The sequence below is a fragment of the Kluyvera georgiana genome (genome assembly GCF_050990895.1).
In the GTDB taxonomy this organism is placed as follows: Bacteria; Pseudomonadota; Gammaproteobacteria; order Enterobacterales; family Enterobacteriaceae; genus Kluyvera; species Kluyvera georgiana.
The window spans coordinates 771,914-792,382 of the sequence record NZ_CP158865.1; the positions used below are offsets into that span (position 1 = coordinate 771,914).

General features: G+C 54.2%; 22 protein-coding genes. 8 read left to right on the plus strand and 14 right to left on the minus strand.

Annotated elements, in window-relative coordinates; genetic code table 11:
* Positions 1-8 precede the first annotated feature (8 nt).
* The 3 genes from yggU to ABTW00_RS03725 are packed head-to-tail and all read right to left on the minus strand — an operon-like array spanning position 9 to position 1,585.
* Positions 9-299 (minus strand): DUF167 family protein YggU, encoded by a 291-nt coding sequence (gene yggU, locus ABTW00_RS03715; RefSeq protein ID WP_064542635.1) that lies wholly within the window; start codon positions 297-299, stop codon positions 9-11.
* Positions 296-862 carry a YggT family protein gene (locus ABTW00_RS03720; protein ID WP_064542638.1) on the minus strand — a complete coding sequence of 189 codons (567 nt, stop codon included), beginning with the start codon at positions 860-862 and terminating at the stop codon, positions 296-298. Before ABTW00_RS03720 ends, yggU begins: the two co-directional genes overlap by 4 nt.
* 18 nt (positions 863-880) lie before the next feature.
* Entirely contained in the window at positions 881-1,585 is a 705-nt protein-coding gene (locus ABTW00_RS03725) for a YggS family pyridoxal phosphate-dependent enzyme (RefSeq protein ID WP_064542640.1), read from the minus strand.
* 16 nt (positions 1,586-1,601) lie between these two features.
* Here ABTW00_RS03725 and ABTW00_RS03730 point away from each other — a divergent pair, with 16 nt between their 5' ends.
* Together ABTW00_RS03730 and ABTW00_RS03735 are read left to right on the plus strand one after the other, a co-directional pair.
* Positions 1,602-2,582: a type IV pilus twitching motility protein PilT gene (locus ABTW00_RS03730; RefSeq protein ID WP_433638915.1), complete on the plus strand. Its 981-nt coding sequence runs from the start codon at positions 1,602-1,604 to the stop codon at positions 2,580-2,582.
* A gap of 521 nt (positions 2,583-3,103) precedes the next feature.
* A complete protein-coding gene (locus ABTW00_RS03735; RefSeq protein ID WP_064542647.1) occupies positions 3,104-3,757 on the plus strand; it encodes a LuxR C-terminal-related transcriptional regulator in 654 nt (217 codons plus the stop codon).
* A gap of 58 nt (positions 3,758-3,815) precedes the next feature.
* Here the strand turns inward: ABTW00_RS03735 and ruvX are convergent, their stop codons facing one another.
* The 9 genes from ruvX to ABTW00_RS03780 all read right to left on the minus strand — a co-directional run bounded on the left by ruvX (position 3,816) and on the right by ABTW00_RS03780 (position 11,493).
* The gene (gene ruvX / locus ABTW00_RS03740) at positions 3,816-4,232 is read right to left on the minus strand and encodes a Holliday junction resolvase RuvX (RefSeq protein WP_433638919.1); all 417 of its coding nucleotides are present in this window, start codon (positions 4,230-4,232) and stop codon (positions 3,816-3,818) included.
* Positions 4,232-4,795, minus strand: a complete 564-nt coding sequence (locus ABTW00_RS03745; RefSeq protein ID WP_064542654.1) for a YqgE/AlgH family protein — start codon at positions 4,793-4,795, stop codon at positions 4,232-4,234. Before ABTW00_RS03745 ends, ruvX begins: the two co-directional genes overlap by 1 nt.
* 146 nt (positions 4,796-4,941) lie before the next feature.
* Positions 4,942-5,889 (minus strand): glutathione synthase, encoded by a 948-nt coding sequence (gene gshB, locus ABTW00_RS03750; protein ID WP_064542657.1) that lies wholly within the window; start codon positions 5,887-5,889, stop codon positions 4,942-4,944.
* Positions 5,890-5,901: 12 nt separating this feature from the next.
* Complete coding sequence (rsmE, locus tag ABTW00_RS03755; RefSeq protein WP_065356008.1) at positions 5,902-6,633, minus strand: 16S rRNA (uracil(1498)-N(3))-methyltransferase; 732 nt, start codon at positions 6,631-6,633, stop codon at positions 5,902-5,904.
* A gap of 78 nt (positions 6,634-6,711) precedes the next feature.
* On the minus strand, positions 6,712-7,419 hold the full coding sequence (endA, locus tag ABTW00_RS03760; RefSeq protein ID WP_433638923.1) for a deoxyribonuclease I: 708 nt from the start codon (positions 7,417-7,419) through the stop codon (positions 6,712-6,714).
* A 94-nt stretch (positions 7,420-7,513) separates the two neighbouring features.
* On the minus strand, positions 7,514-8,014 hold the full coding sequence (locus ABTW00_RS03765; RefSeq protein ID WP_433638925.1) for a SprT family zinc-dependent metalloprotease: 501 nt from the start codon (positions 8,012-8,014) through the stop codon (positions 7,514-7,516).
* A gap of 77 nt (positions 8,015-8,091) precedes the next feature.
* Positions 8,092-9,486 carry a sugar porter family MFS transporter gene (locus ABTW00_RS03770; RefSeq protein ID WP_064542669.1) on the minus strand — a complete coding sequence of 465 codons (1,395 nt, stop codon included), beginning with the start codon at positions 9,484-9,486 and terminating at the stop codon, positions 8,092-8,094.
* Between the two features lie 377 nt (positions 9,487-9,863).
* On the minus strand, positions 9,864-11,018 hold the full coding sequence (metK, locus tag ABTW00_RS03775; protein WP_064542672.1) for a methionine adenosyltransferase: 1,155 nt from the start codon (positions 11,016-11,018) through the stop codon (positions 9,864-9,866).
* 166 nt (positions 11,019-11,184) lie between these two features.
* Positions 11,185-11,493 carry a hypothetical protein gene (locus ABTW00_RS03780; protein WP_433641132.1) on the minus strand — a complete coding sequence of 103 codons (309 nt, stop codon included), beginning with the start codon at positions 11,491-11,493 and terminating at the stop codon, positions 11,185-11,187.
* On the opposite strand from ABTW00_RS03780, the gene ABTW00_RS03785 reads away from it, so the two are divergent.
* The 5 genes from ABTW00_RS03785 to speB all read left to right on the plus strand — a co-directional run bounded on the left by ABTW00_RS03785 (position 11,481) and on the right by speB (position 15,721).
* Positions 11,481-11,570: a hypothetical protein gene (locus tag ABTW00_RS03785; protein ID WP_433640919.1), complete on the plus strand. Its 90-nt coding sequence runs from the start codon at positions 11,481-11,483 to the stop codon at positions 11,568-11,570. The two genes, ABTW00_RS03780 and ABTW00_RS03785, sit on opposite strands and share 13 nt — an antisense overlap.
* Positions 11,571-11,666: 96 nt before the next feature.
* Positions 11,667-11,798 (plus strand): acid stress response protein YqgB, encoded by a 132-nt coding sequence (yqgB, locus tag ABTW00_RS03790; protein ID WP_157093515.1) that lies wholly within the window; start codon positions 11,667-11,669, stop codon positions 11,796-11,798.
* An 8-nt stretch (positions 11,799-11,806) separates the two neighbouring features.
* Positions 11,807-13,783 (plus strand): biosynthetic arginine decarboxylase, encoded by a 1,977-nt coding sequence (gene speA, locus ABTW00_RS03795; protein WP_074398733.1) that lies wholly within the window; start codon positions 11,807-11,809, stop codon positions 13,781-13,783.
* Positions 13,784-13,930: 147 nt separating this feature from the next.
* Positions 13,931-14,665, plus strand: a complete 735-nt coding sequence (locus ABTW00_RS03800) for a hypothetical protein (RefSeq protein WP_433640921.1) — start codon at positions 13,931-13,933, stop codon at positions 14,663-14,665.
* A gap of 135 nt (positions 14,666-14,800) precedes the next feature.
* Positions 14,801-15,721: an agmatinase gene (speB, locus tag ABTW00_RS03805; RefSeq protein WP_433638930.1), complete on the plus strand. Its 921-nt coding sequence runs from the start codon at positions 14,801-14,803 to the stop codon at positions 15,719-15,721.
* Positions 15,722-15,779: 58 nt separating this feature from the next.
* Here the strand turns inward: speB and ABTW00_RS03810 are convergent, their stop codons facing one another.
* Together ABTW00_RS03810 and ABTW00_RS03815 are read right to left on the minus strand one after the other, a co-directional pair.
* Positions 15,780-17,048, minus strand: coding sequence for an OprD family porin (locus tag ABTW00_RS03810; protein ID WP_433638933.1), 1,269 nt, complete (start codon positions 17,046-17,048; stop codon positions 15,780-15,782).
* A gap of 388 nt (positions 17,049-17,436) precedes the next feature.
* Positions 17,437-18,195 (minus strand): M48 family metallopeptidase, encoded by a 759-nt coding sequence (locus ABTW00_RS03815; protein ID WP_065356003.1) that lies wholly within the window; start codon positions 18,193-18,195, stop codon positions 17,437-17,439.
* A 267-nt stretch (positions 18,196-18,462) separates the two neighbouring features.
* On the opposite strand from ABTW00_RS03815, the gene tkt reads away from it, so the two are divergent.
* Positions 18,463-20,454, plus strand: coding sequence for a transketolase (gene tkt / locus ABTW00_RS03820; protein ID WP_065356002.1), 1,992 nt, complete (start codon positions 18,463-18,465; stop codon positions 20,452-20,454).
* The last annotated feature ends 15 nt before the right edge of the window (positions 20,455-20,469 follow it).

Consider the following 20,469-nt stretch of genomic DNA (forward strand, 5'->3'; position numbering starts at 1 on the left):
GGGATATCCTAAAGTTTCAGGGCGTCGACGCCCGATGGGATCTGTTGCGGATGAATAATTTTAACCTGTTTATGCCGCCCCAGTTCACCTTTCTCGATGATGACCTGGCTTTTGGCGACCTTAAACTGTTTGGCGAGATACTTCACCAGATGAGCATTAGCCTGCCCATCAACGGGCGGGGCGGTGATGGCGACTTTCAGTTCGTCGCCATGTACCCCAACAATTGCATCCCGGCTGGCCTTTGGCTGAATATACAGCCGCAGTACCAGCCCGTCATCGCAGGGAGTGACGGCACTCATAGCGCCATCCACAGTCCTGGCAGCAGCATGTTGCCGGTGGCTTGCAGCACTTCGGCGATGCCCATATTGATGACGTACAGCAGCAGCACCAGCACCATTGGGGAAAAATCAATTCCTCCCATGGACGGCAGCAGGCGGCGGATAGGGCGCAGCAGCGGTTCGGCGAGCTGCATCAGCACGAACTCAACCGGGCTGCGGCCCTGGCTGACCCAGCTCATGATCGCCATCAGCAGCAGTACCCAGAAGATCAGCAGGCCGATGGTCTTGAGCAGAATCAGCACCGCAGAGATCCAGATAATTGGCTGGAAGGTGATGACCATAAACAGCACGATGGCTTTCACCACGCACAGAATAAAGGCCAGCAGCAGCGAAGAACTGTCCAGCGGGCCCATCGGCGGAATGACACGACGCAGCGGGCCGACGATCGGTTGAGTGATCTTCACCACGAACTGCGAGAACGGGTTGTAAAAATCGCAGCGCGCCCACTGCATCCAGACGCGCAGCAGTAGCACCATTGTGTACAGTTCAATCACTGTTGAGAGCAGGAAGGTCAACGTCTTCATGGCGTTCCTTGGGGTTCCTTATTTTTTTGTGTAATCACGCGCACCAAAAATCGCGGTGCCAATGCGTACCATTGTACTACCTGCCGCAACAGCGGCTTCCATGTCGTCAGACATGCCCAGAGATAGCGTGTCTACGGTCGGGTAGTCTGCTTTCAGTCGCGCGAATGCTACAGCCATTTCGCGGGCAACGGCAAACTGCCGGTCGTACTCTTTTTCCGGCGCGGGAATCGCCATTAAGCCGCGCAGGCAGACGTTCGGCAGGGCGGCAATAGCGGCGGCCAGCGCGTCAAGCTCTGCCAACGGAATGCCTGATTTGCTTTGCTCATCGCTGATATTGATTTGAATCAGCACGTTGAGCGGCGGCAAGCTGGCCGGACGCTGCTCGCTTAAGCGCACGGCAATTTTCAGTCGGTCCACGGTGTGGCACCAGTCGAAGTGCTCGGCAACCAAACGACTTTTATTGGACTGCAGTGGGCCAATAAAGTGCCATTGCAACGAGGTGATTCCCTGCTCGCGAAAGTGGAGAATTTTCTCTACCCCTTCCTGAACATAGTTTTCGCCAAACGCGCTCTGGCCCGCCGCAACGGCTTCTTCGACGGCGCTCGCAGGTTTAGTTTTACTCACTGCAAGCAGCGTTACTTCTTTTGAATCCCGGCCGCAACGTGCTGCTGCCGCTGAGATTTTCTCCCTGACCTGTGCCAGGTTATGCGCAATATCGTTCATATGGGCTGGTGGGTCTATGGATATACAAGAAATCGTGGCGCTTAGTGTAAAGCATAACGTCTCGGATCTACACCTGTGTAGCAGCGCAAACGCGCGCTGGCGTAGGGGAGGCAAGCTGGAAATCGCGCCGTTTACCGTCCCGGATCTCGAGGTATTGATGGCCAACTGGCTGAGTGATAGCCAGCAGCAGGCGTGGCAACGGCATCGGCAGCTTGATTTTTCCGTCTCGCTTCCCGGTTGTCCACGATTACGTGCCAGCGCGTTTGCTCACAGCCAGGGGGTATCGTTGGTACTACGCCTTTTGCCCACGCGGTGCCCGACGCTTGCTGAACTGCATACGCCGGTTGCGCTGGCTGAGATGCTCAACGAAGAAAGCGGATTGATTCTGGTGACCGGGGCGACGGGGAGCGGTAAATCGACCACGCTGGCGGCAATGGTGGACTATCTCAATCATCACCTGGCAGGACATATTCTGACGCTGGAGGATCCCGTTGAGTTTCTGCATACCAGCGCAGACTGCCTGATTCAGCAGCGCGAAATCGGGCAGCATACCGCCTCTTTCGCGGAGGCGCTGAGGGTGGCGCTACGTCAGGATCCCGACGTGATTCTGCTTGGCGAGCTTCGCGATAGTGAGACAATTCGCCTGGCGCTGACGGCGGCGGAAACCGGTCATCTGGTTCTGGCGACGCTACATACGCGCGGCGCCGCGCAGGCGATCGAGCGGCTGGTTGATGTGTTTCCTGCTCAGGAGAAAGAGCCGGTTCGCAACCAGCTTGCCAGCAGCCTCTGCGCAGTGCTGGCGCAGAAGCTACAGCCTGACAGCCAGGGCGGGCGTGTGGCGTTGTTTGAAATGTTGATTAATACACCTGCCGTCAGCAACCTTATTCGCGAGGGGAAAACGCATCAGATTGCTGGCGTGATGCAGACTGGACTGCAAAGCGGAATGCAGACCTTTAGCCAGAGCTACCAGCAGCGAGTGAAGGCCGGGATGCTATAAAAAGGAAATACCTATCGTTATTCGCCAGCATGATCGTCTGGCGAGCGCCATTAAGAAACCATGAATTCGCCTATCATACTATTGAAATCAAAAATGTGATGGCCGTGTTATTTTAATATTCATTGCTGGGATAATAATCAATTTCTCTTTTTATATTGTAAATTTAATTATTATCGCTGTTGCGGGGATGTACTTATTTGTAATTGCTGAGTGATTTTCAAAGGGCGGAAACAAAACTTCCTACGACGTTTATTCTAATATGGTATTGGTCATTACGCCATAGGTATGAGAACTTTGTAATTAGTTAATTACATTGTGTTGCGTAGGCTTACAAAAAAAGGTTGATATTCTTTTGACACTTCCAAGGTCTTCGTTCTATCCTATTTATGTAATTAGGACTAATCTTATGAAATAAGGTTTCACTTATCGGTTGGTTCTTATTATTAATGGTATTAGGTTTGCCTTTGCTTTGACTTATTAAATCACCATGATGGTGGATATAGACTATGGAGAGTTTCAAAATGTTTGAAGTAACTGAGAGTGTATCTAATTCCCGGAAGATTATCTTAATCACCCACCCGTCAGTACAAGCAAACGCGTTTGCAAACTATCTTACTGAATTACTTTCAGTTTCTGTCGATGTGCACAACATCAACAAACCGCTGATGCAGCGCCTTAACAAGGGCACTGTGGTGTTGTTCGATATTGCTGTTTCCAACAAAAAACTGAACGGCATCTGGCGCGATATTATCCGCACGCAGTTTGATTCCCCTCGCTTGTTAATTATCAACAGTGCGCAGAAGTATGAATTATACGAAATGGCGCAGTGGCCGGCACTGTACGGCGTGTTCCGTCATGACGACGAAGAATCGCGCTTAATTGAGGGCGTCAAAGCGGTCTTAAACGGCGAGCAGACGGCTGAATTGAGCGTGATGCATCCAGCTATGTATGCCGTTGAACATACACCGGAAAATCATGATAGCGTGCCGCTAACTGAGCGTGAATGTGAAATTCTCAATGAATTACGCCACGGTGCGACCAATATGGATATCGCTCGTGCGTTGTTTATCAGTGAGAATACCGTCCGCACGCATCTGTATAATGTATTCCGTAAGCTAAGCGTGAAGAATAGAACTCAGGCGGTAAGCTGGGCCAACGAAAATCTGCGCCACTAATCGGCGAGTCACCTATTCTGGCGTGTTCCCGGGAAATGATTCCCGGGGCTGCCCATGGCTAGTAACCCTGTTCGAAATAACTTTCCAGAATCACTACGGCTGAGGCGGAGTCGACGTTGCCTTTGTTCAACGCCCTGAATCCCCCATGTTCAAACAGCCCGGCGCGAGCCTCAACGGTGCTCAGACGTTCATCATGCAGCGTAATCGGCACGCCAAAGCGGCCGTGAATTTTATTGGCAAAATTACGCGCGCGCGCGGTCAGCGGCTGCTCGGTACCGTCCATATTCAGCGGTAGGCCGACGATGACCGTTTCAGGCTGCCACTCTTTAAGCAGACGGGCAATAATGTTCCAGTCGGGAGTGCCGTCCTGTGCCTTAATGGCGGCCAGCGGCCGGGCAGTGCCGGTAATACGTTGGCCAATCGCCACGCCAATGCTGCGCGTGCCAAAATCGAAAGCCAGTAGTGTTCCACTCATTATGCGTGCCCCGCAGCGCCTGACATCGTCAGAATATTAATCCCAATCAGCTTTGCCGCTTCTTTCCAGCGTTCACCAATTGGGGTTTTAAACAGGATATTGAAATCGGCTGGGGCGGTCAGCCAGGCGTTATCGAGGATCTCCTGCTCCAGCTGTCCTTTTTCCCAGGAAGCATAGCCCAGCGCGACCAGCACTTCAGACGGTTGGCGCTCGGTACCGAGGGTCTCCAGCACATCACGAGAAGTGGTGACAATCGTATTGTCGGAGATCCGGATACTGGAGGAAAACGACGCCGGCGGCGTGTGCAGAATAAATCCGCGATCTTCTGCCAGTGGGCCACCCAGCATGACGGGCTTATCCAGGCGAATCGACGGATCGCGGGGTTCCGGGGAGATCTTCAGCTTTTCGAGGATCCCTTCAACCTGCAAATTTTCCAGAGGTTTATTAATAATAATGCCCATTGCACCGTCGTCGTTGTATTCGCAGATGTAAACCACGGAACGGCGGAAGATAGGATCCTGGAGGGTTGGCATAGCAATAAGAAAATGATGCTGTAAATTCATTATCAGAGGTTCTTGTCCTGTTTTAAAAAGCAGCAATGCCCAGTATGAGGGGAAAGCGCACGGCTGTCACCAGGCTTGCCTGCGTATATGCAGCGCTGAACGCCCGGTTGGCGGCGGGTTCCCTCCCGCCGTATTAAAGCAACGTACTATTTTTGCAGGCGTTTTTCGATAGCATCCATCAGCATACCGGTGATGGAAATCGGATATTCCGCTTCGATTTCACGCACGCAGGTTGGGCTGGTGACGTTAATTTCCGTCAGACGATCGCCAATGATATCCAGACCAACGAAGATCAGGCCTTTGGCTTTCAGCGTTGGGCCAACCTTACGGGCGATTTCCCAGTCGCTTTCGCTCAGTGGACGCGGTTCACCACGGCCACCGGCGGCCAGGTTGCCGCGCGTTTCACCCCCCTGCGGGATACGTGCCAGGCAGTAAGGTACCGGCTCGCCGTCGATAACCAGCACGCGTTTGTCGCCATCTTTAATGGCCGGCAGGTAGTTCTGCGCCATGCAGTAGCGGCTGCCGAGCTCGGTCAGCGTTTCGGCAATGACGCCAATGTTCGGATCGCCTTCCTTCACGCGGAAGATGGACGCGCCGCCCATGCCGTCCAGCGGCTTCATGATGATGTCGCCGTGTTTTTCCCAGAATGCTTTCAGCTGCGCCTTGTTGCGGGTGACCAGCGTTTCCGGCGTCAGGTCGGAGAACCACGCGGTGAACAGCTTCTCGTTGCAGTCGCGCAGGCTCTGCGGTTTGTTGACGATAAGCGTCCCTTTCTCTTCCGCGCGCTCAAGAATATAGGTGGCGTAGATAAATTCGGTGTCGAACGGCGGATCTTTACGCATCAGGATAACGTCGAGGTCGGCGAGTTTAATATCCTGCTCGCTGCCGAACTCGTACCATTTTTCGTAGTTCTGCTCAACGCTCAGCAGACGCGTACGCGCGTGCGATTCGCCGTTGATCAGGTACAGATCGTTCATCTCCATATAGTGGAGTTCGTAACCGCGACGTTGTGCTTCCAGCAGCATAGCGAAGCTGGTGTCTTTCTTGATGTTGATGCTTGCGATGGGATCCATCACGATGCCGAGCTTGATCATTATTGTTCTCCTTTAACCCAAGTCACCAAAGCGCACCTGCAGTGCGGTGATGGCGGTGAGTGCGGTAGTCTCTGTGCGCAAAACGCGAGGCCCCAACAGAATATCAGTAAACTGGTAGCGTGCGGTCATGGCAATTTCATCGGCGGACAGACCGCCTTCCGGGCCAATCAGCAGACGCACGCGTTCCACCGGCAGCGGCAGCGTATTGATGCTGGCGCTGGCGCGCGGGTGCAGATTGAGCTTTAGCGCATCGTCCTGCTCGGCGCACCAGTCTTCTACGTCCATTGCCGGGCGAATCTCCGGAACCTGGTTGCGACCGCACTGCTCGCAGGCGGCAATCGCGATTTTTTGCCACTGCTGAATCTTCTTATTCAGACGCTCGGCATCCAGTTTAACGCCGCAGCGCTCGGAAAAAAGTGGCGTAATGAGGCTTACACCCAGTTCTATCGATTTCTGGATGGTGAATTCCATTTTATCGCCGCGCGACATCACCTGGCCGAGGTGAATATGGATGGGCGATTCACGATCGTCCAGTGCGCTGCTCTGGATTTCAACCGTCACGTTCTTTTTACCGGCGTCGGTGATGACGGCCTCAAAGACGTGGTTGCTGCCGTCAAACAGCTGGATGGCCTGGCCTTTGCCCATGCGTAAAACGCGCCCGACGTGATTCGCCGCATCTTCGCATAGGGCAACCTGCGTGCCGACGGTGAGTGATTCTGGGTGATAGATGCGAGGGATGCGCATAGTCTGAATTCCATCTGTGGCTACGCCCTCTCCGCCGGGGAGAGGGCAGGGCAAAATAACAATTGCCGCTAGTGTAGGTTAGCTCTTTTGCGCCTGGCAAGCCTGCAGCACATATGGATTATGGTTGCCCTGAATTTTGGCGATGCGCTGGTCGCGTTCGCACTCCCATTGGCTGACGGGATACATTTTGTCCCAGGCGTTGAACAGCTGGGTTTGCTGGCGGGAGAGCGTCAGCTGATAGCGGTCGCGCATATAGAAGTAGATACGGGCGATGGCGCCGCGTGAACGCTCCGGCGGCTCGGCGACTTTCTCTTTAAAGTCGATCTTCATGGCGCACTGGCCGTACTGACCTTCGCCGCCGTTCCACTGCCCGTACATAAAGTTGCCGCGATCGCCGTTCACCTCGCCGACGGCGGGCTGCAGGTTGTGCATGTCGCTTTCCATCTTGCGGTATTCCGGGTCTTTGGCGCAGTTCTTCCGGCCGCCATCCTGCCAGCACTGGCGCTGATGGCCGAACTGCCATGCCGGGACGACGTGTTCCCATTCGACGCGGCTGGCGCGGTTTTCATTTTTACGCACTTTATAGCCGCAGGATTCCAGATCGATAACGCCTTTCTTACCCTGCCAGTTAATTTTACAGCCGCAGTAGAAATCGCCTGGAACGTCGCTATTCACTTTTACGCCGGCGCTTTTCGCCTGGGAAAAGCTGTTAATACCCTCGGCTAAGGCCTGCCCGGAGAGTGCCGCCGCGACAAACGCCACGGCAAAAGACAAATTACGGTACATCACGAACTCCATCTCAAAACGAGTCCGCAACGTAACGAATGTGGTTGTCAGATGCAATCAGTCAGGTCAGAAAACTTCCAGATATTTCCGTTAGTTACATTTCGGCAACCAATGGCTCCCCGCAGTGGACGCAGCGGTAGGTCGCTTCACCACGCACGACGCGATTATGGCGGCGGACGGTGAGCTGATGCTGCTGGCAGCGGCAGCGATAGGGGAAGGTATTTTTGCGCACGGACTCCAGCTCGAACTGATGGGTGCGCCGCGCCGGTACGCCGAGCACACTCTCCATCATCCACTTCCACTCTTTACCGTGCGGCGCGACGCGGCCAAAGTGTTTCCACACCAGCAGATGCGCCAGCTCGTGCGGCACCACTTCATCAATAAACGCCTGCTGATTTTCCTGTAACAACACGGGATTGAGGCGAATCTCATACTGCTGAAGCCAGGCGGTACCCGCAGAGGTACCGCGCTGTTGATAGATCAGCTTCGGTTCGGGGTAGTTACGCCCCAGCGCCAGGTTGGCCTGAGCGAGTTTTTCCCGCAGGCTGCGCATGACGTTTTGCTGGACGGCGATAGGAATTCGAGGGGTTTTCATAACGGCTGAGAATAAAACGTGACGCGGGGAGGTGCAAGAAGAAGCTTCCTCCCAGGCGGGAGGAAGCGGGATGAAGGTTAGTCGCGAGCGCCAATTTCACGCAGCGGACGGCCCTGCATCAGGTTACGTTCAATGTGTTCCAGAGAGACGTTTTTGGTTTCCGGAATCAGCCACAGGGTCAGGAAGATGAACAACACGTTCAGACCGCCGTAAACCCAGAAGGTATTGGCGCTACCCAGCGAGTTCAGCATGGTCAGGAAGGTGGCCCCGACGATCATGTTCGCAATCCAGTTGGTGGCGGTAGAGCAGGTGATACCGAAATCACGGCCTTTCAGCGGCTGAATTTCAGAGCACAGTACCCAAATCAGCGGACCGGCGCTCATGGCGAAGCCAACGATAAACATCAGCAGCATCAGCACGGCGAAGTACTGGGCCACCGCGGAGTGAATGCCGATATGCATCATCGAGCCCAGCACGCCCATACCCACGGCCATCACGATAAAGCCAAGGATAAGGGTAGGTTTACGACCCCAGCGGTCAACCAGACCAATCGCGATAAAGGTGGCCAGCACGTTAGTCAGGCCAACGATAACGGTACCCCACATCTGTTCGGTGGTGTTGGTGTAGCCTGCCAGCTCAAAGATTTTTGGCGCGTAGTACATGATGACGTTCATACCGGTGAACTGTTGCATTACCTGCAGCAGCACGCCGAGGAACACCGCGCGACGGAAGTTGCTGTTCTCTTTAAACAGCGCCCAGCCGCTCTGTTTCACTTTCAGGCTTTCGCGGATTTCATCCAGCTCGCGTTTGGCTTCGGCGCTGGTATCACGCAGACGCATCAGTACGCGTTCGGCATCGTTAAAGCGACGTTTCGCCGCAAACCAGCGCGGGCTGTCCGGCAGGAAGATAACGCCAATCAGCAACAGCACCGCAGGGATGATGATCACGCCCAGCATCCAGCGCCATGCGCCGCTGTAGCTGAACGCGGTGTCGGACAGATACGCGCCGAGAATACCGATAGTAATCATCAACTGGTACATGGAAATCATGCTGCCGCGGATTTTCTCCGGTGCGATTTCAGACAGATACAGTGGCGCGGTGTAGGAGGCCACACCCACTGCCAGGCCCAGCAGCACGCGGGAAATCAGCAGTACTTCGACGTTCGGCGCGGCGGCGGAGAACAGCGAGCCGGCGACGAACAGGATCGCGCCGATCATCAGGCTTTTCTTACGCCCCAGCTTAAAGGAGAGCCAGCCGCTGCCGACGGCGCCAACGGCGGCACCGAACATCATCGAGCTAACCACCCATTCCTGCGTATGGGCACTGAGTTGGAAATCGGTCGTAATAAACGGTAGGGCACCGGCAATAACGCCGATATCAAGACCGAACAGCAGTCCGGCCAGTGCCGCCAGAAAACAGACAAAAAAGGTCATTGTCTTGTTCGAGCGACCCTGTTTTTTATTGTTAGGCATGATGCTCTCCATTGAGTCATTGATTCTATCGATGCTTAGGGTAGGAGACTATGTAGTAAAAAAATGTGATAACAATCACGACTGTGTAATCGGTTACACTGTTATTCATGTTATCTATGGGTTAAATATCAATTAAATCATGATGGTGTGCTTATTTTAGTGAGAGATAAAAAAACGATAATGAGATTTTACTGAAACATGAGGCAATAAGGTGAAAAGCTGTTTCATTCACGCGGCAGAAGGCTTTGTATCCCGAGTATTTTGAGATGTAATCGCTTTCATTAAAATGTTTTGAAATGTAAATTGATACGTAGAGGTTATGAATTGCGGGCATAAAAAAGCCAGCGCGAGGCTGGCTTTTATCGAACGGGGAGGGCTTATTTCAGGCCGGCCGCTTCGCGTAGCTGAGCGGCTTTGTCGGTTTTTTCCCATGGGAAAGTTTCGCGACCGAAGTGACCGTAAGCTGCCGTCTCTTTGTAGATCGGGTGCAGCAGGTCCAGCATCTGGATCAGGCCGTACGGACGCAGGTCGAAGAACTCGCGAACCAGACCAATCAGCTGCTCAGCAGGCACTTTTTCGGTACCGAAAGTTTCCACCATGATGGAAGTCGGTTCCGCCACGCCGATAGCGTAGGAAACCTGAATTTCACAGCGGTCGGCCAGGCCAGCGGCAACGATGTTTTTCGCCACATAACGCGCAGCATAGGCTGCTGAACGGTCAACTTTTGATGGATCTTTACCGGAGAACGCGCCGCCGCCGTGACGAGCCATGCCGCCGTAGGTATCCACGATGATCTTACGACCGGTCAGGCCACAGTCGCCCATTGGGCCACCGATAACAAAGCGACCGGTCGGGTTGATAAAGAATTTGGTAGACGCGTTCAGCCATTCGGTCGGCAGAACCGGCTTGATGATCTCTTCCATCACCGCTTCCTGCAGCGATTTTTGATCGATGCTTTCTGAATGCTGAGTCGACAGAACTACCGCATCAATACCGACAATTTTGCCATCGTCGTACTGGAAGGTGACCTGGCTTTTCGCATCCGGACGCAGCCACGGCAGGGTGCCGTTTTTACGCACTTCAGCCTGACGCTGCACCAGACGGTGGGCGTAGGTGATTGGCGCCGGCATCAGCACGTCGGTTTCGTTGGTAGCATAGCCAAACATCAGGCCCTGGTCGCCCGCGCCCTGTTCCAGCGGATCGGCACGGTCAACGCCCTGGTTGATGTCCGGGGACTGTTTACCAATCGCGCTCAGTACGGCACAAGAATTGGCATCAAAGCCCATATCAGAATGCACATAGCCAATTTCGCGAACGGTGTTACGGGTGATCTCTTCGATATCAACCCATGCGCTGGTGGTGATTTCACCGCCGACCAGCACCATACCGGTTTTGACGTACGTTTCACACGCTACGCGGGCTTTCGGATCCTGCTCGAGGATGGCGTCCAGCACGGCGTCGGAAATTTGGTCTGCGATTTTGTCAGGATGCCCTTCGGATACAGACTCGGACGTAAAAAGGTGTTTTGCCATATTTAATATCACCCAATGAGAATTTGGTTAGCTCAAACTGTTGTATTGAATAATCACGATGGAAGATTATACCACGGACTTAAGGGTTGCCGTCACTGGCAGTCTGAGTGTTAATCGGTATAGATGGATTAACATCTGGACGGCTATTGTAGGTCACATCTTCATCTCAATGCCAGTGTTTTTTGAGATAGCTCGCATTCTGTTGCAACTGAAATTGGAAATTTTTCCTGACACCGACGGCAAGCTGCACATTTATATTTTGCATTTTAGGTGGGTTATCGGTATAAAACGCCGCGCGCGGCTCATACAAAAAAGCACACGTCATTTTTCGTGTTGCCACTTCCAGCCGGGCTAAGACTTTAGCTTTGGCTTGAGGTTCGTCTTTTGGGGCGGCCGTGGAGGTGATACGAGATAATGAACCGTTGTATTCTGCTGATTCTACCGTGCCGTTCTGGCGCGAATATGTTCCCCGCAACCCGTCATTCTGCTTTGTATACCAGCCGATGTTATACCCATTTCGGCGCTTCTCAGGACTCCCGAGCCGGTAGGTAACGGAACACTGAACAAGGGCGCTCTTGTCACGGCAAGGGTTTTCTCGTGGTTTCGCTGAACCGTCATACCCGGTTCAGGTGCGTGTTTTACAATGATATGAAAAAGAAACCGGTCGCACAGTCGGTGCGTCAGCATGTTCTGCTGCCTCATCGGGCTGTTTATGGGTTGTTATCGCAACGTCACGCTGCGATAGTAGTTAACTGTTTTACACTTGTTATAAATAATTGAGGTTCGCTATGTCTGACGACATTTCATTGGATTCGCCTTCGTCAGCAGGCGAACGCGGTGTACTACGTTCCATGCAGGAGGTTGCGATGAGCTCCCAGGAAGCCAGCAAAATGCTACGCACATACAACATTGCCTGGTGGGGCAATAACTACTACGACGTCAACGAACTGGGCCACATCAGCGTTTGCCCGGATCCTGACGTTCCGCAAGCGCGTGTCGATCTCGCCGAGCTGGTTAAAGCCCGTGAAGCACAGGGTCAGCGCCTGCCTGCACTGTTCTGTTTCCCGCAGATTCTGCAGCATCGTCTGCGCTCGATTAACGCGGCGTTCAAACGCGCGCGTGAATCCTACGGTTACAACGGCGACTACTTCCTGGTTTACCCGATCAAGGTTAACCAGCATCGTCGTGTCATTGAGTCGTTGATCCACTCCGGCGAACCGCTGGGTCTGGAAGCCGGTTCCAAAGCCGAGTTGATGGCGGTGCTGGCGCATGCGGGCATGACCCGTAGCGTGATCGTCTGTAACGGCTATAAAGACCGTGAATACATTCGTCTGGCGCTGGTGGGCGAGAAGATGGGCCATAAGGTCTATCTGGTCATCGAGAAGATGTCTGAAATCGCCATTGTGCTGGAAGAGGCAGAACGTCTGAACGTGGTCCCGCGCCTTGGCGTGCGTGCGCGTCTGGCTTCTCAGGGCTCCGGTAAATGGCAGTCCTCCGGCGGTGAAAAATCCAAGTTCGGTCTGGCGGCCAACCAGGTTCTGCAGCTGGTGGAAATCCTGCGCGAACGTGGCCGTCTGGACAGCATTCAACTGCTGCACTTCCACCTCGGCTCACAGATGGCGAACATTCGCGATATCGCCACCGGCGTGCGTGAGTCGGCGCGTTTCTACGTTGAGCTGCACAAGTTGGGCGTTAATATCCAGTGCTTCGACGTCGGCGGCGGTCTGGGCGTGGACTATGAAGGTACCCGCTCGCAGTCTGATTGCTCGGTGAACTATGGCCTGAACGAATACGCCAACAATATTATCTGGGCGATTGGCGATGCCTGCGAAGAGCACGGTCTGCCGCACCCGACGGTGATCACCGAGTCCGGCCGCGCGGTGACCGCGCACCACACCGTGCTGGTGTCGAACATTATCGGCGTTGAGCGTAGCGAACATACCGAAGCGACGCCGCCGGCTGACGATGCGCCGCGCGCGCTGCAAAGCATGTGGGAAACCTGGCAGGAGATGCACGAGCCGGATAACCGCCGCTCGCTGCGCGAATGGCTACACGACAGCCAGATGGACCTGCACGATATTCACGTCGGCTACTCTTCAGGCACCTTTAGCCTTCAGGAGCGTGCGTGGGCAGAGCAGCTGTATCTGAACATGTGCCACGAAGTGCAGAAACAGCTCGACCCGAGCAACCGCGCGCACCGTCCGATTATCGACGAGCTGCAGGAACGTATGGCGGACAAAATTTACGTCAACTTTTCGCTGTTCCAGTCAATGCCGGATGCGTGGGGTATCGACCAGCTGTTCCCTGTGCTGCCGCTTGAAGGGTTGAATCAGGCGCCGGAGCGCCGCGCGGTGCTGCTGGATATTACCTGTGACTCTGATGGTGCGATTGACCACTACGTCGACGGCGACGGCATTGCCACCACCATGCCGATGCCGGAATACGACCCGGAGAACCCGCCGATGCTGGGCTTCTTTATGGTCGGCGCGTATCAGGAGATCCTCGGCAACATGCACAACCTGTTCGGTGATACCGAGGCGGTTGACGTGTTCGTCTTCCCTGACGGCAGCGTCGAGGTTGAGCTGTCCGATGAAGGCGATACCGTGGCGGATATGCTGCAGTACGTGCAGCTGGATCCCAATAAACTGCTTACTCAGTTCCGCGATCAGGTGAAAAATACCGATCTGGATCTCGAGCTGCAGCAGCAGTTCCTGGAAGAGTTTGAGGCCGGTTTATATGGTTACACCTATCTTGAAGATGAATAATTAAGATTATTTACCTTGCAGGCCGAGTTAATTTATTTTCTCGGTCTGCTATCTTCTAAATGTATTCTCAAAGATCCAACCTTCAGGCTTTCTATTCTCATTTATTGCCGTATTATTAATGTGGTTATTTATGGAGTGAAAGGAAGCATGAAATTTTTAAATATCAACTGGGCGATTCTTGGCCTTATTTTATTGGTGGGCGGTTGCTCCAGTTCAGGGCAATACGCCAGTACGCCTTCGTCATCTGTGGGAACCGCCTGGGGCGAGGATGTACACTCGACGGTTAAGGGCGTTAGCGTTGAGCGCGCAGAACGCGACCCACTCAACGTAGTATTAATCAATTATTCGACCGGGTACCCATCAGCTTACGAGACGCAATACAGTATTTCCGTAGGCGATCTGGAATATGCTGTTCGTGATGCTAATTTTAATTCAATTCCCATTTATAGAATCTATAATTCAGCGGCTAATAATAGTTTTACGTATGTTATTCATGCCACTGTTGGGCAGGTTTATCAATTATATGTGCGTAATTATAGTCGTGACACGAAGTATGAAATTGTGACCACGGTAGATGGGCTGGATGTGCTCAGCGGTAGGCCTGGTTCTTTGCAAAATAGTGGTTATATCGTGGATGCAGGGCGCTCTCTGGCCATTAAAGGGTTCAGGAAAAACCAGCATACGGAAGCCGCGTTCGTGTTCTCTGATATCCGCGATGCTTATGCCGCTAATTCAGCGCAGGGCGATGTGCGCAACGTTGGGGTGATTGGCTTTGCCGCCTTTGCGTTACAAGGCTCGGCCGCTAAATCCTTGCCGCCTTGTTCCGCGCAGGCCTTCCCGGCGGATAGCAAGGGTTACGCGCCGCCTCCCTGCCGTAAATAGAAGCCCACTTGAAGACCGGGAGTTTTAAGGCGATAATTACGTCAAATATGTTATATGCAAATCAATCCCTTCCTCGTCGGGCCTAACGACGCGGAGGGGATTTTTTTTACCCCGATTTAAAAGAGGTCACAGCCCATGAGCACCTTAGGTCATCAATACGATAACTCCCTGGTTTCCAACGCGTTTGGTTTCCTGCGTCTGCCGATGAACTTTATGCCGTACGACAGCGACGCGGACTGGGTCATTACCGGCGTACCGTTTGATATGGCGACCTCTGGTCGTGCCGGCGGCCGCCACGGCCCGTCGGCGATTCGTCAGGTTTCCACCAACCTGGCCTGGGAGCACAACCGCTTCCCATGGAACTTCGATATGCGTGAACGTCTGAACGTCGTCGACTGCGGCGACCTGGTTTATGCTTTCGGCGACGCGCGTGAAATGAGTGAGAAGCTGCAGGCGCACGCGGAAAAACTGCTGGCGGCGGGCAAACGCATGCTCTCCTTCGGCGGCGATCACTTTGTCACGCTGCCGCTGCTGCGCGCGCACGCTAAACACTTCGGCAAAATGGCGCTGGTGCACTTTGACGCCCACACCGACACCTACGCCAACGGCTGCGAGTTCGACCACGGCACCATGTTCTACACCGCGCCGAACGAAGGGCTGATCGATCCGAATCACTCTGTGCAGATCGGTATCCGTACCGAGTTTGATAAAGACAACGGCTTCACCGTACTGGACGCCGGGCAGGTGAACGATCGCAGCGTGGACGATATCATTGCTCAGGTTAAACAGATCGTCGGCGATATGCCGGTCTACCTGACCTTCGACATCGACTGCCTGGATCCCGCGTTTGCTCCAGGTACCGGCACGCCTGTCATTGGCGGCCTGACCTCCGATCGCGCCATTAAGCTGGTGCGCGGCCTGAAGGATCTGAACATCGTCGGGATGGACGTAGTGGAAGTCGCACCGGCTTACGACCAGTCCGAGATCACCGCGCTGGCCGCGGCGACCCTGGCGCTGGAAATGCTCTACATTCAGGCGGCGAAAAAAGGCGAGTAAGCCATTGTTGGAGGTTCCCGGCGCGGTTGAGCCTGGCCGGGAACCGTCATCTTGACGATTAAAACGCGTTAAACGGGTACTCTACGTAAACGCGGACTTCATTCCCGCTGACGTTATAGTCGCTGGCGTTGCTGGAAACGCGCAGCACCGAGTAGCGGACTTTAAACTTCAGATCTTTTGCCGGGCCGTCCTGGACCTGGTATTGCACCTGGTTAAACCACTCGTGCTCTTTACCGTTGTTGGTTTCCGCCGTCTTGATGTTGTCGCCGCGAACGTAGGCAGTGGTCCAGCTCAGACCCGGCAGGCCAAGGCCGCCGAAGTCCAGCGCATAGGATGCCTGCCATGAGCGTTCGTCTTCGCCGTTAAAATCAGACCAGTAGGAGTTCGCCAGCCAGATGGTGTTGCCTCCGTCGCCGACGCCGCCCTGATTCTGGTAGCCGCCGTAGTTATAGCCGGTGCTGCCGCTGCTCTGCTGGTAGGCAATTTTGAAGGTGTGAATATCCCAGATGTAGCTGGTTGCCAGGCTCCAGATGCTGTTGCTGCGCCCGGTATTCAGCGAGTCCGCATATTCCTGCTCTAGGCGAGAGTTATAGCCGTTGAAGTCGAATACCAGTTTCTGGTTTTCGGCCAGCGGCTGGGCGTAGTTCAGGCCGAGGTACTGCTTGTTCAGTACATCTTCCACGTGGGAAGCGTACAGCGCGCCGCTCAGCTGGTCGTTGAACTGGTAGCTCGCGCCGCCGAAGGTGATGCTTTTCAGGCCGCTGTTGTGGCTGTCGTCGCTCTTACGCTGCTCGTCGGTGAAGTAACCGGCGTTCACTTCCAGACCGGCGATCTCTTTTGAGGTCAGCATGGTACCGGTGTAGGTTTCATACAGCAGACGGGAGTCGTCGGCATAGATAATTGGCAGCGTCGGGCGCTGGGTACCGTAGCTCAGCACGGTGTTAGAGAAACGCATTTTGGCGGTTGCGCCAAACTTGGCGAGGTCGGATTTGGCACGACCGTCGTTGTCCTGCGCGAAGAAATCGATACCGCCCGCGCCGCTGTTACCGCGGCCGCCGTCCAGGCGCACGCCGTACTGGGCGATACCGTCTACGCCAAAGCCGATCGGGCCCTGGGTAAAGCCGGATTCAAAGGTGGCAATAAAACCCTGGCCCCATTCGCTTTTATCGTGCAGCCCATCGCGATAATCGCGTTTGATATAAGCGTTACGCAGGAACAGAGCCAGATGGCTGTCGTCAATAAAACCCTGGCTATCAGATTGCTGGCTAGCAAACGCCGGTGCAGAGACAATAATACTTAAGGCAACTAATGTTAATTTCTTTTTCACGGAGGGAACTTCTCTGTTTATAAAACTGTCAAATTGTGTTGTTACAATTTGGATAGTCGCCTGAATAAGTATCAAAAGCAATCATTGTATGAAGGGATGTTTCATCGACTGGGCCGCTGGAAGGCTCGCCGTGCGTGCGTTTTGGGATTGGCTATAGACTATTTAAAAATAAGGCTAAATGGCTTATGGGAAGTTTAATAATATATTGTCATTTTATTTTTTAGGATAACTGTCCAGCCTTTATCGTTGTGGCTTATATATTCCTCGTGGCTGGCGGATGAGTATATTTAACGGTTTGTGCGCTTAAATTATCAATTAGTGCCGTTTACTGGTTTTAATATTTTTTTCTTATTTGTGCAAGGGGGGCAATATTGCCCCCCGTGAATCTTTATTTAATCCCGTCGGCCTGTAGGCGATCGCGGATATGCTGCGCGCGTTCCTGAGTCGCCGGATGGTCGTCGAACATTGAGCTCTGGCGGCCATCTTCCAGTTTCGACAGCTTATCAAAGCTGGTGGCGAGACCGGTTGGATTGATGCCGCGTTTGCGCAGCAGGTCATAGGAGTAGTCATCCGCTTCTGATTCCTGCCGCTGGGAGAACTGCGAGTTCACCAGCTTCTCGCCAAGATCGCCAAGCTGCGACTGCGACAGGCTGCCGACGATACCGCCCGCTGAGGCTGCCGCCGCGCGCAGGGCGTTGGTCCCTATGGCCACCTGCATGCCTTTCTTCACATGGCCCAGCGCAACGTGGCCCATCTCGTGGCCGATGACCGCTTCCACTTCGTTATCGTTCATCAGGTCCATCAGGCCGCTATACACGCGAATACAGCCGTTGGCCATGGCGAAAGCGTTCACATCCTTCGCCACGTAGACTTTGTAGTTAACCGGCTGGCCGTTGATGTTGTCGCCAAGCGCGGCGGCGATTTTGTTCAATCGCTGCGTATAGGCGCTGTTGGACGGCGCGATGGTAGCCTTGCTGTCCATATCTTTACAGGCCTGATCGCTCAATGCTTGTACCTGCTGATCGCTCAGGGAGAAGGCCTGCAAAGCGCCGGTGCCTGAACTTAATAAGCCATTTGAATCCATATTCTGACAGCCGCTGAGCAGCAAAGTAGCGCCAAAAGCCAGAACCATCGCCCGTTTCTTCATGAGATTGCTTCCAAAGTCGTTTATCTGAAAATGCCCTGGAACTGCGCCGCCAGAGTTAGGCTAAGTATAAAGAATATCGCGGCTTACGGGCGAGAGGATTACATCTTGTTAACGCCTGTTCCAGAGATTTCTGAACAGGCAAAAGGATGCTCCATGTACATGCTTTGTCGCATAGGTTACATTGTTGACACTTTTTTCTGGCATAGCCCGTAACGTGCGCGCCTCGTGGCGTTAGGGTAGCCTTCAACAGTCCGAACTGGAGTCAAAATGTCCTCACGTAAAGAGCTTGCTAATGCTATTCGTGCGCTGAGCATGGACGCAGTACAGAAAGCCAATTCCGGTCACCCGGGTGCCCCGATGGGTATGGCTGACATTGCCGAAGTCCTGTGGCGTGATTTTCTGAACCATAACCCACAAAATCCGTCCTGGGCTGACCGTGACCGCTTTGTGCTGTCTAACGGCCACGGCTCCATGCTGATCTACAGCCTGCTGCACCTCACCGGTTACGATCTGCCGATGGAAGAACTGAAGAACTTCCGTCAGCTGCACTCTAAAACGCCTGGTCACCCGGAAGTGGGCTACACCGCTGGCGTTGAAACCACCACCGGTCCGCTGGGTCAGGGTATTGCGAACGCCGTAGGTATGGCGATTGCTGAAAAAACGCTGGCGGCGCAGTTCAACCGCCCGGGTCACGACATCGTTGACCACTTCACTTACGCGTTCATGGGCGATGGCTGCATGATGGAAGGCATTTCTCACGAAGTGTGCTCCCTGGCCGGTACCCTGAAACTGGGCAAACTGATTGCCTTCTATGATGACAACGGCATCTCCATCGACGGTCACGTTGAGGGCTGGTTTACCGATGACACCGCCAAGCGTTTCGAAGCCTATAACTGGCACGTGATCCGCGGTATCGACGGCCACGACGCCGACGCTATTAAACGTGCCGTAGAAGAAGCGCGTGCTGTCACCGACAAGCCGTCTCTGCTGATGTGCAAAACCATCATTGGTTTCGGTTCTCCGAACAAAGCGGGTACCCACGACTCTCACGGTGCACCGCTGGGCGCAGACGAAATTGCGCTGACCCGCAAGCAGCTGGGCTGGAACTACGGTCCGTTTGAAATCCCGGCTGACATCTACGCTCAGTGGGATGCGAAAGCCGCAGGCCAGGCGAAAGAAGCCGCGTGGAACGATAAGTTCGCTGCTTACGCGAAAGCCTTCCCGCAGGAAGCTGCAGAATTTACCCGTCGTATGAAAGGCGAAATGCCGTCTGATTTCGATGCGAAAGCGAACGAATTCATCGCGAAACTGCAGGCCAACCCGGCGAAAATCGCCAGCCGTAAAGCCTCCCAGAACGCGATTGAAGCCTTTGGTCCTCTGCTGCCAGAATTCCTCGGCGGTTCCGCTGACCTGGCGCCGTCTAACCTGACTATCTGGTCCGGTTCTAAAGCCATTAACGAAGACACCGCGGGTAACTACATCCATTACGGCGTGCGTGAATTCGGTATGACCGCGATTGCCAACGGTATCTCGCTGCACGGTGGTTTCCTGCCATACACCTCTACCTTCCTGATGTTCGTTGAATATGCCCGTAACGCGGTGCGTATGGCCGCGCTGATGAAGAAACGTCAGGTGATGGTCTACACCCACGACTCCATCGGTCTGGGCGAAGATGGTCCGACTCACCAGCCGGTAGAGCAGATTGCCTCCCTGCGCGTGACCCCGAACATGAGCACCTGGCGCCCATGTGACCAAGTTGAATCCGCGATTGCGTGGAAATACGGCGTAGAGCGTCAGGACGGCCCGACCGCGCTGATCCTCTCCCGTCAGAACCTGGCGCAGCAGGATCGTACCGAAGCGCAGCTGGCCAACGTGGCCCGTGGTGGTTACGTGCTGAAAGACAGCGACGGCCAGCCGCAAATCATCCTGATTGCGACCGGTTCCGAAGTTGAGCTGGCCGTGGCCGCTTACGAAAAACTGACCGCTGAAGGCGTGAAGGCGCGCGTGGTTTCCATGCCGTCTACCGACGCATTCGACAAGCAGGATGCGGCTTACCGTGAATCCGTGCTGCCGAAAGCCGTCTCTGCACGCGTCGCTATCGAAGCGGGCATCGCTGACTACTGGTTCAAATACGTGGGCCTGAACGGCGCGATCGTCGGTATGACCACCTTCGGTGAGTCTGCGCCGGCCGATCAGCTGTTTAAAGAGTTCGGCTTCACCGTAGAAAACGTCCTCGCGAAAGCGAAATCCCTGCTGTAATCCGCGTTTTCTGTG

Bases quoted from the DNA above. Each gene is read 5' to 3' on its own strand.
- endA (WP_433638923.1), bottom strand. From the start codon at position 7,419: ATGTACCGTAATTTGTCTTTTGCCGTGGCGTTTGTCGCGGCGGCACTC.
- ABTW00_RS03770 (WP_064542669.1), bottom strand. From the start codon at position 9,486: ATGCCTAACAATAAAAAACAGGGTCGCTCGAACAAGACAATGACCTTT.
- tkt (WP_065356002.1), top strand. From the start codon at position 18,463: ATGTCCTCACGTAAAGAGCTTGCTAATGCTATTCGTGCGCTGAGCATG.
- speA (WP_074398733.1), top strand. From the start codon at position 11,807: ATGTCTGACGACATTTCATTGGATTCGCCTTCGTCAGCAGGCGAACGC.
- ABTW00_RS03745 (WP_064542654.1), bottom strand. From the start codon at position 4,795: ATGAATTTACAGCATCATTTTCTTATTGCTATGCCAACCCTCCAGGAT.
- ABTW00_RS03725 (WP_064542640.1), bottom strand. From the start codon at position 1,585: ATGAACGATATTGCGCATAACCTGGCACAGGTCAGGGAGAAAATCTCA.
- ABTW00_RS03800 (WP_433640921.1), top strand. From the start codon at position 13,931: ATGAAATTTTTAAATATCAACTGGGCGATTCTTGGCCTTATTTTATTG.
- ABTW00_RS03815 (WP_065356003.1), bottom strand. From the start codon at position 18,195: ATGAAGAAACGGGCGATGGTTCTGGCTTTTGGCGCTACTTTGCTGCTC.
- ABTW00_RS03735 (WP_064542647.1), top strand. From the start codon at position 3,104: ATGTTTGAAGTAACTGAGAGTGTATCTAATTCCCGGAAGATTATCTTA.
- yggU (WP_064542635.1), bottom strand. From the start codon at position 299: ATGAGTGCCGTCACTCCCTGCGATGACGGGCTGGTACTGCGGCTGTAT.
- ABTW00_RS03785 (WP_433640919.1), top strand. From the start codon at position 11,481: ATGTTCCCCGCAACCCGTCATTCTGCTTTGTATACCAGCCGATGTTAT.
- rsmE (WP_065356008.1), bottom strand. From the start codon at position 6,633: ATGCGCATCCCTCGCATCTATCACCCAGAATCACTCACCGTCGGCACG.
- metK (WP_064542672.1), bottom strand. From the start codon at position 11,018: ATGGCAAAACACCTTTTTACGTCCGAGTCTGTATCCGAAGGGCATCCT.
- ABTW00_RS03730 (WP_433638915.1), top strand. From the start codon at position 1,602: ATGGATATACAAGAAATCGTGGCGCTTAGTGTAAAGCATAACGTCTCG.
- ABTW00_RS03720 (WP_064542638.1), bottom strand. From the start codon at position 862: ATGAAGACGTTGACCTTCCTGCTCTCAACAGTGATTGAACTGTACACA.
- ruvX (WP_433638919.1), bottom strand. From the start codon at position 4,232: ATGAGTGGAACACTACTGGCTTTCGATTTTGGCACGCGCAGCATTGGC.
- gshB (WP_064542657.1), bottom strand. From the start codon at position 5,889: ATGATCAAGCTCGGCATCGTGATGGATCCCATCGCAAGCATCAACATC.
- speB (WP_433638930.1), top strand. From the start codon at position 14,801: ATGAGCACCTTAGGTCATCAATACGATAACTCCCTGGTTTCCAACGCG.
- yqgB (WP_157093515.1), top strand. From the start codon at position 11,667: ATGAAAAAGAAACCGGTCGCACAGTCGGTGCGTCAGCATGTTCTGCTG.
- ABTW00_RS03765 (WP_433638925.1), bottom strand. From the start codon at position 8,014: ATGAAAACCCCTCGAATTCCTATCGCCGTCCAGCAAAACGTCATGCGC.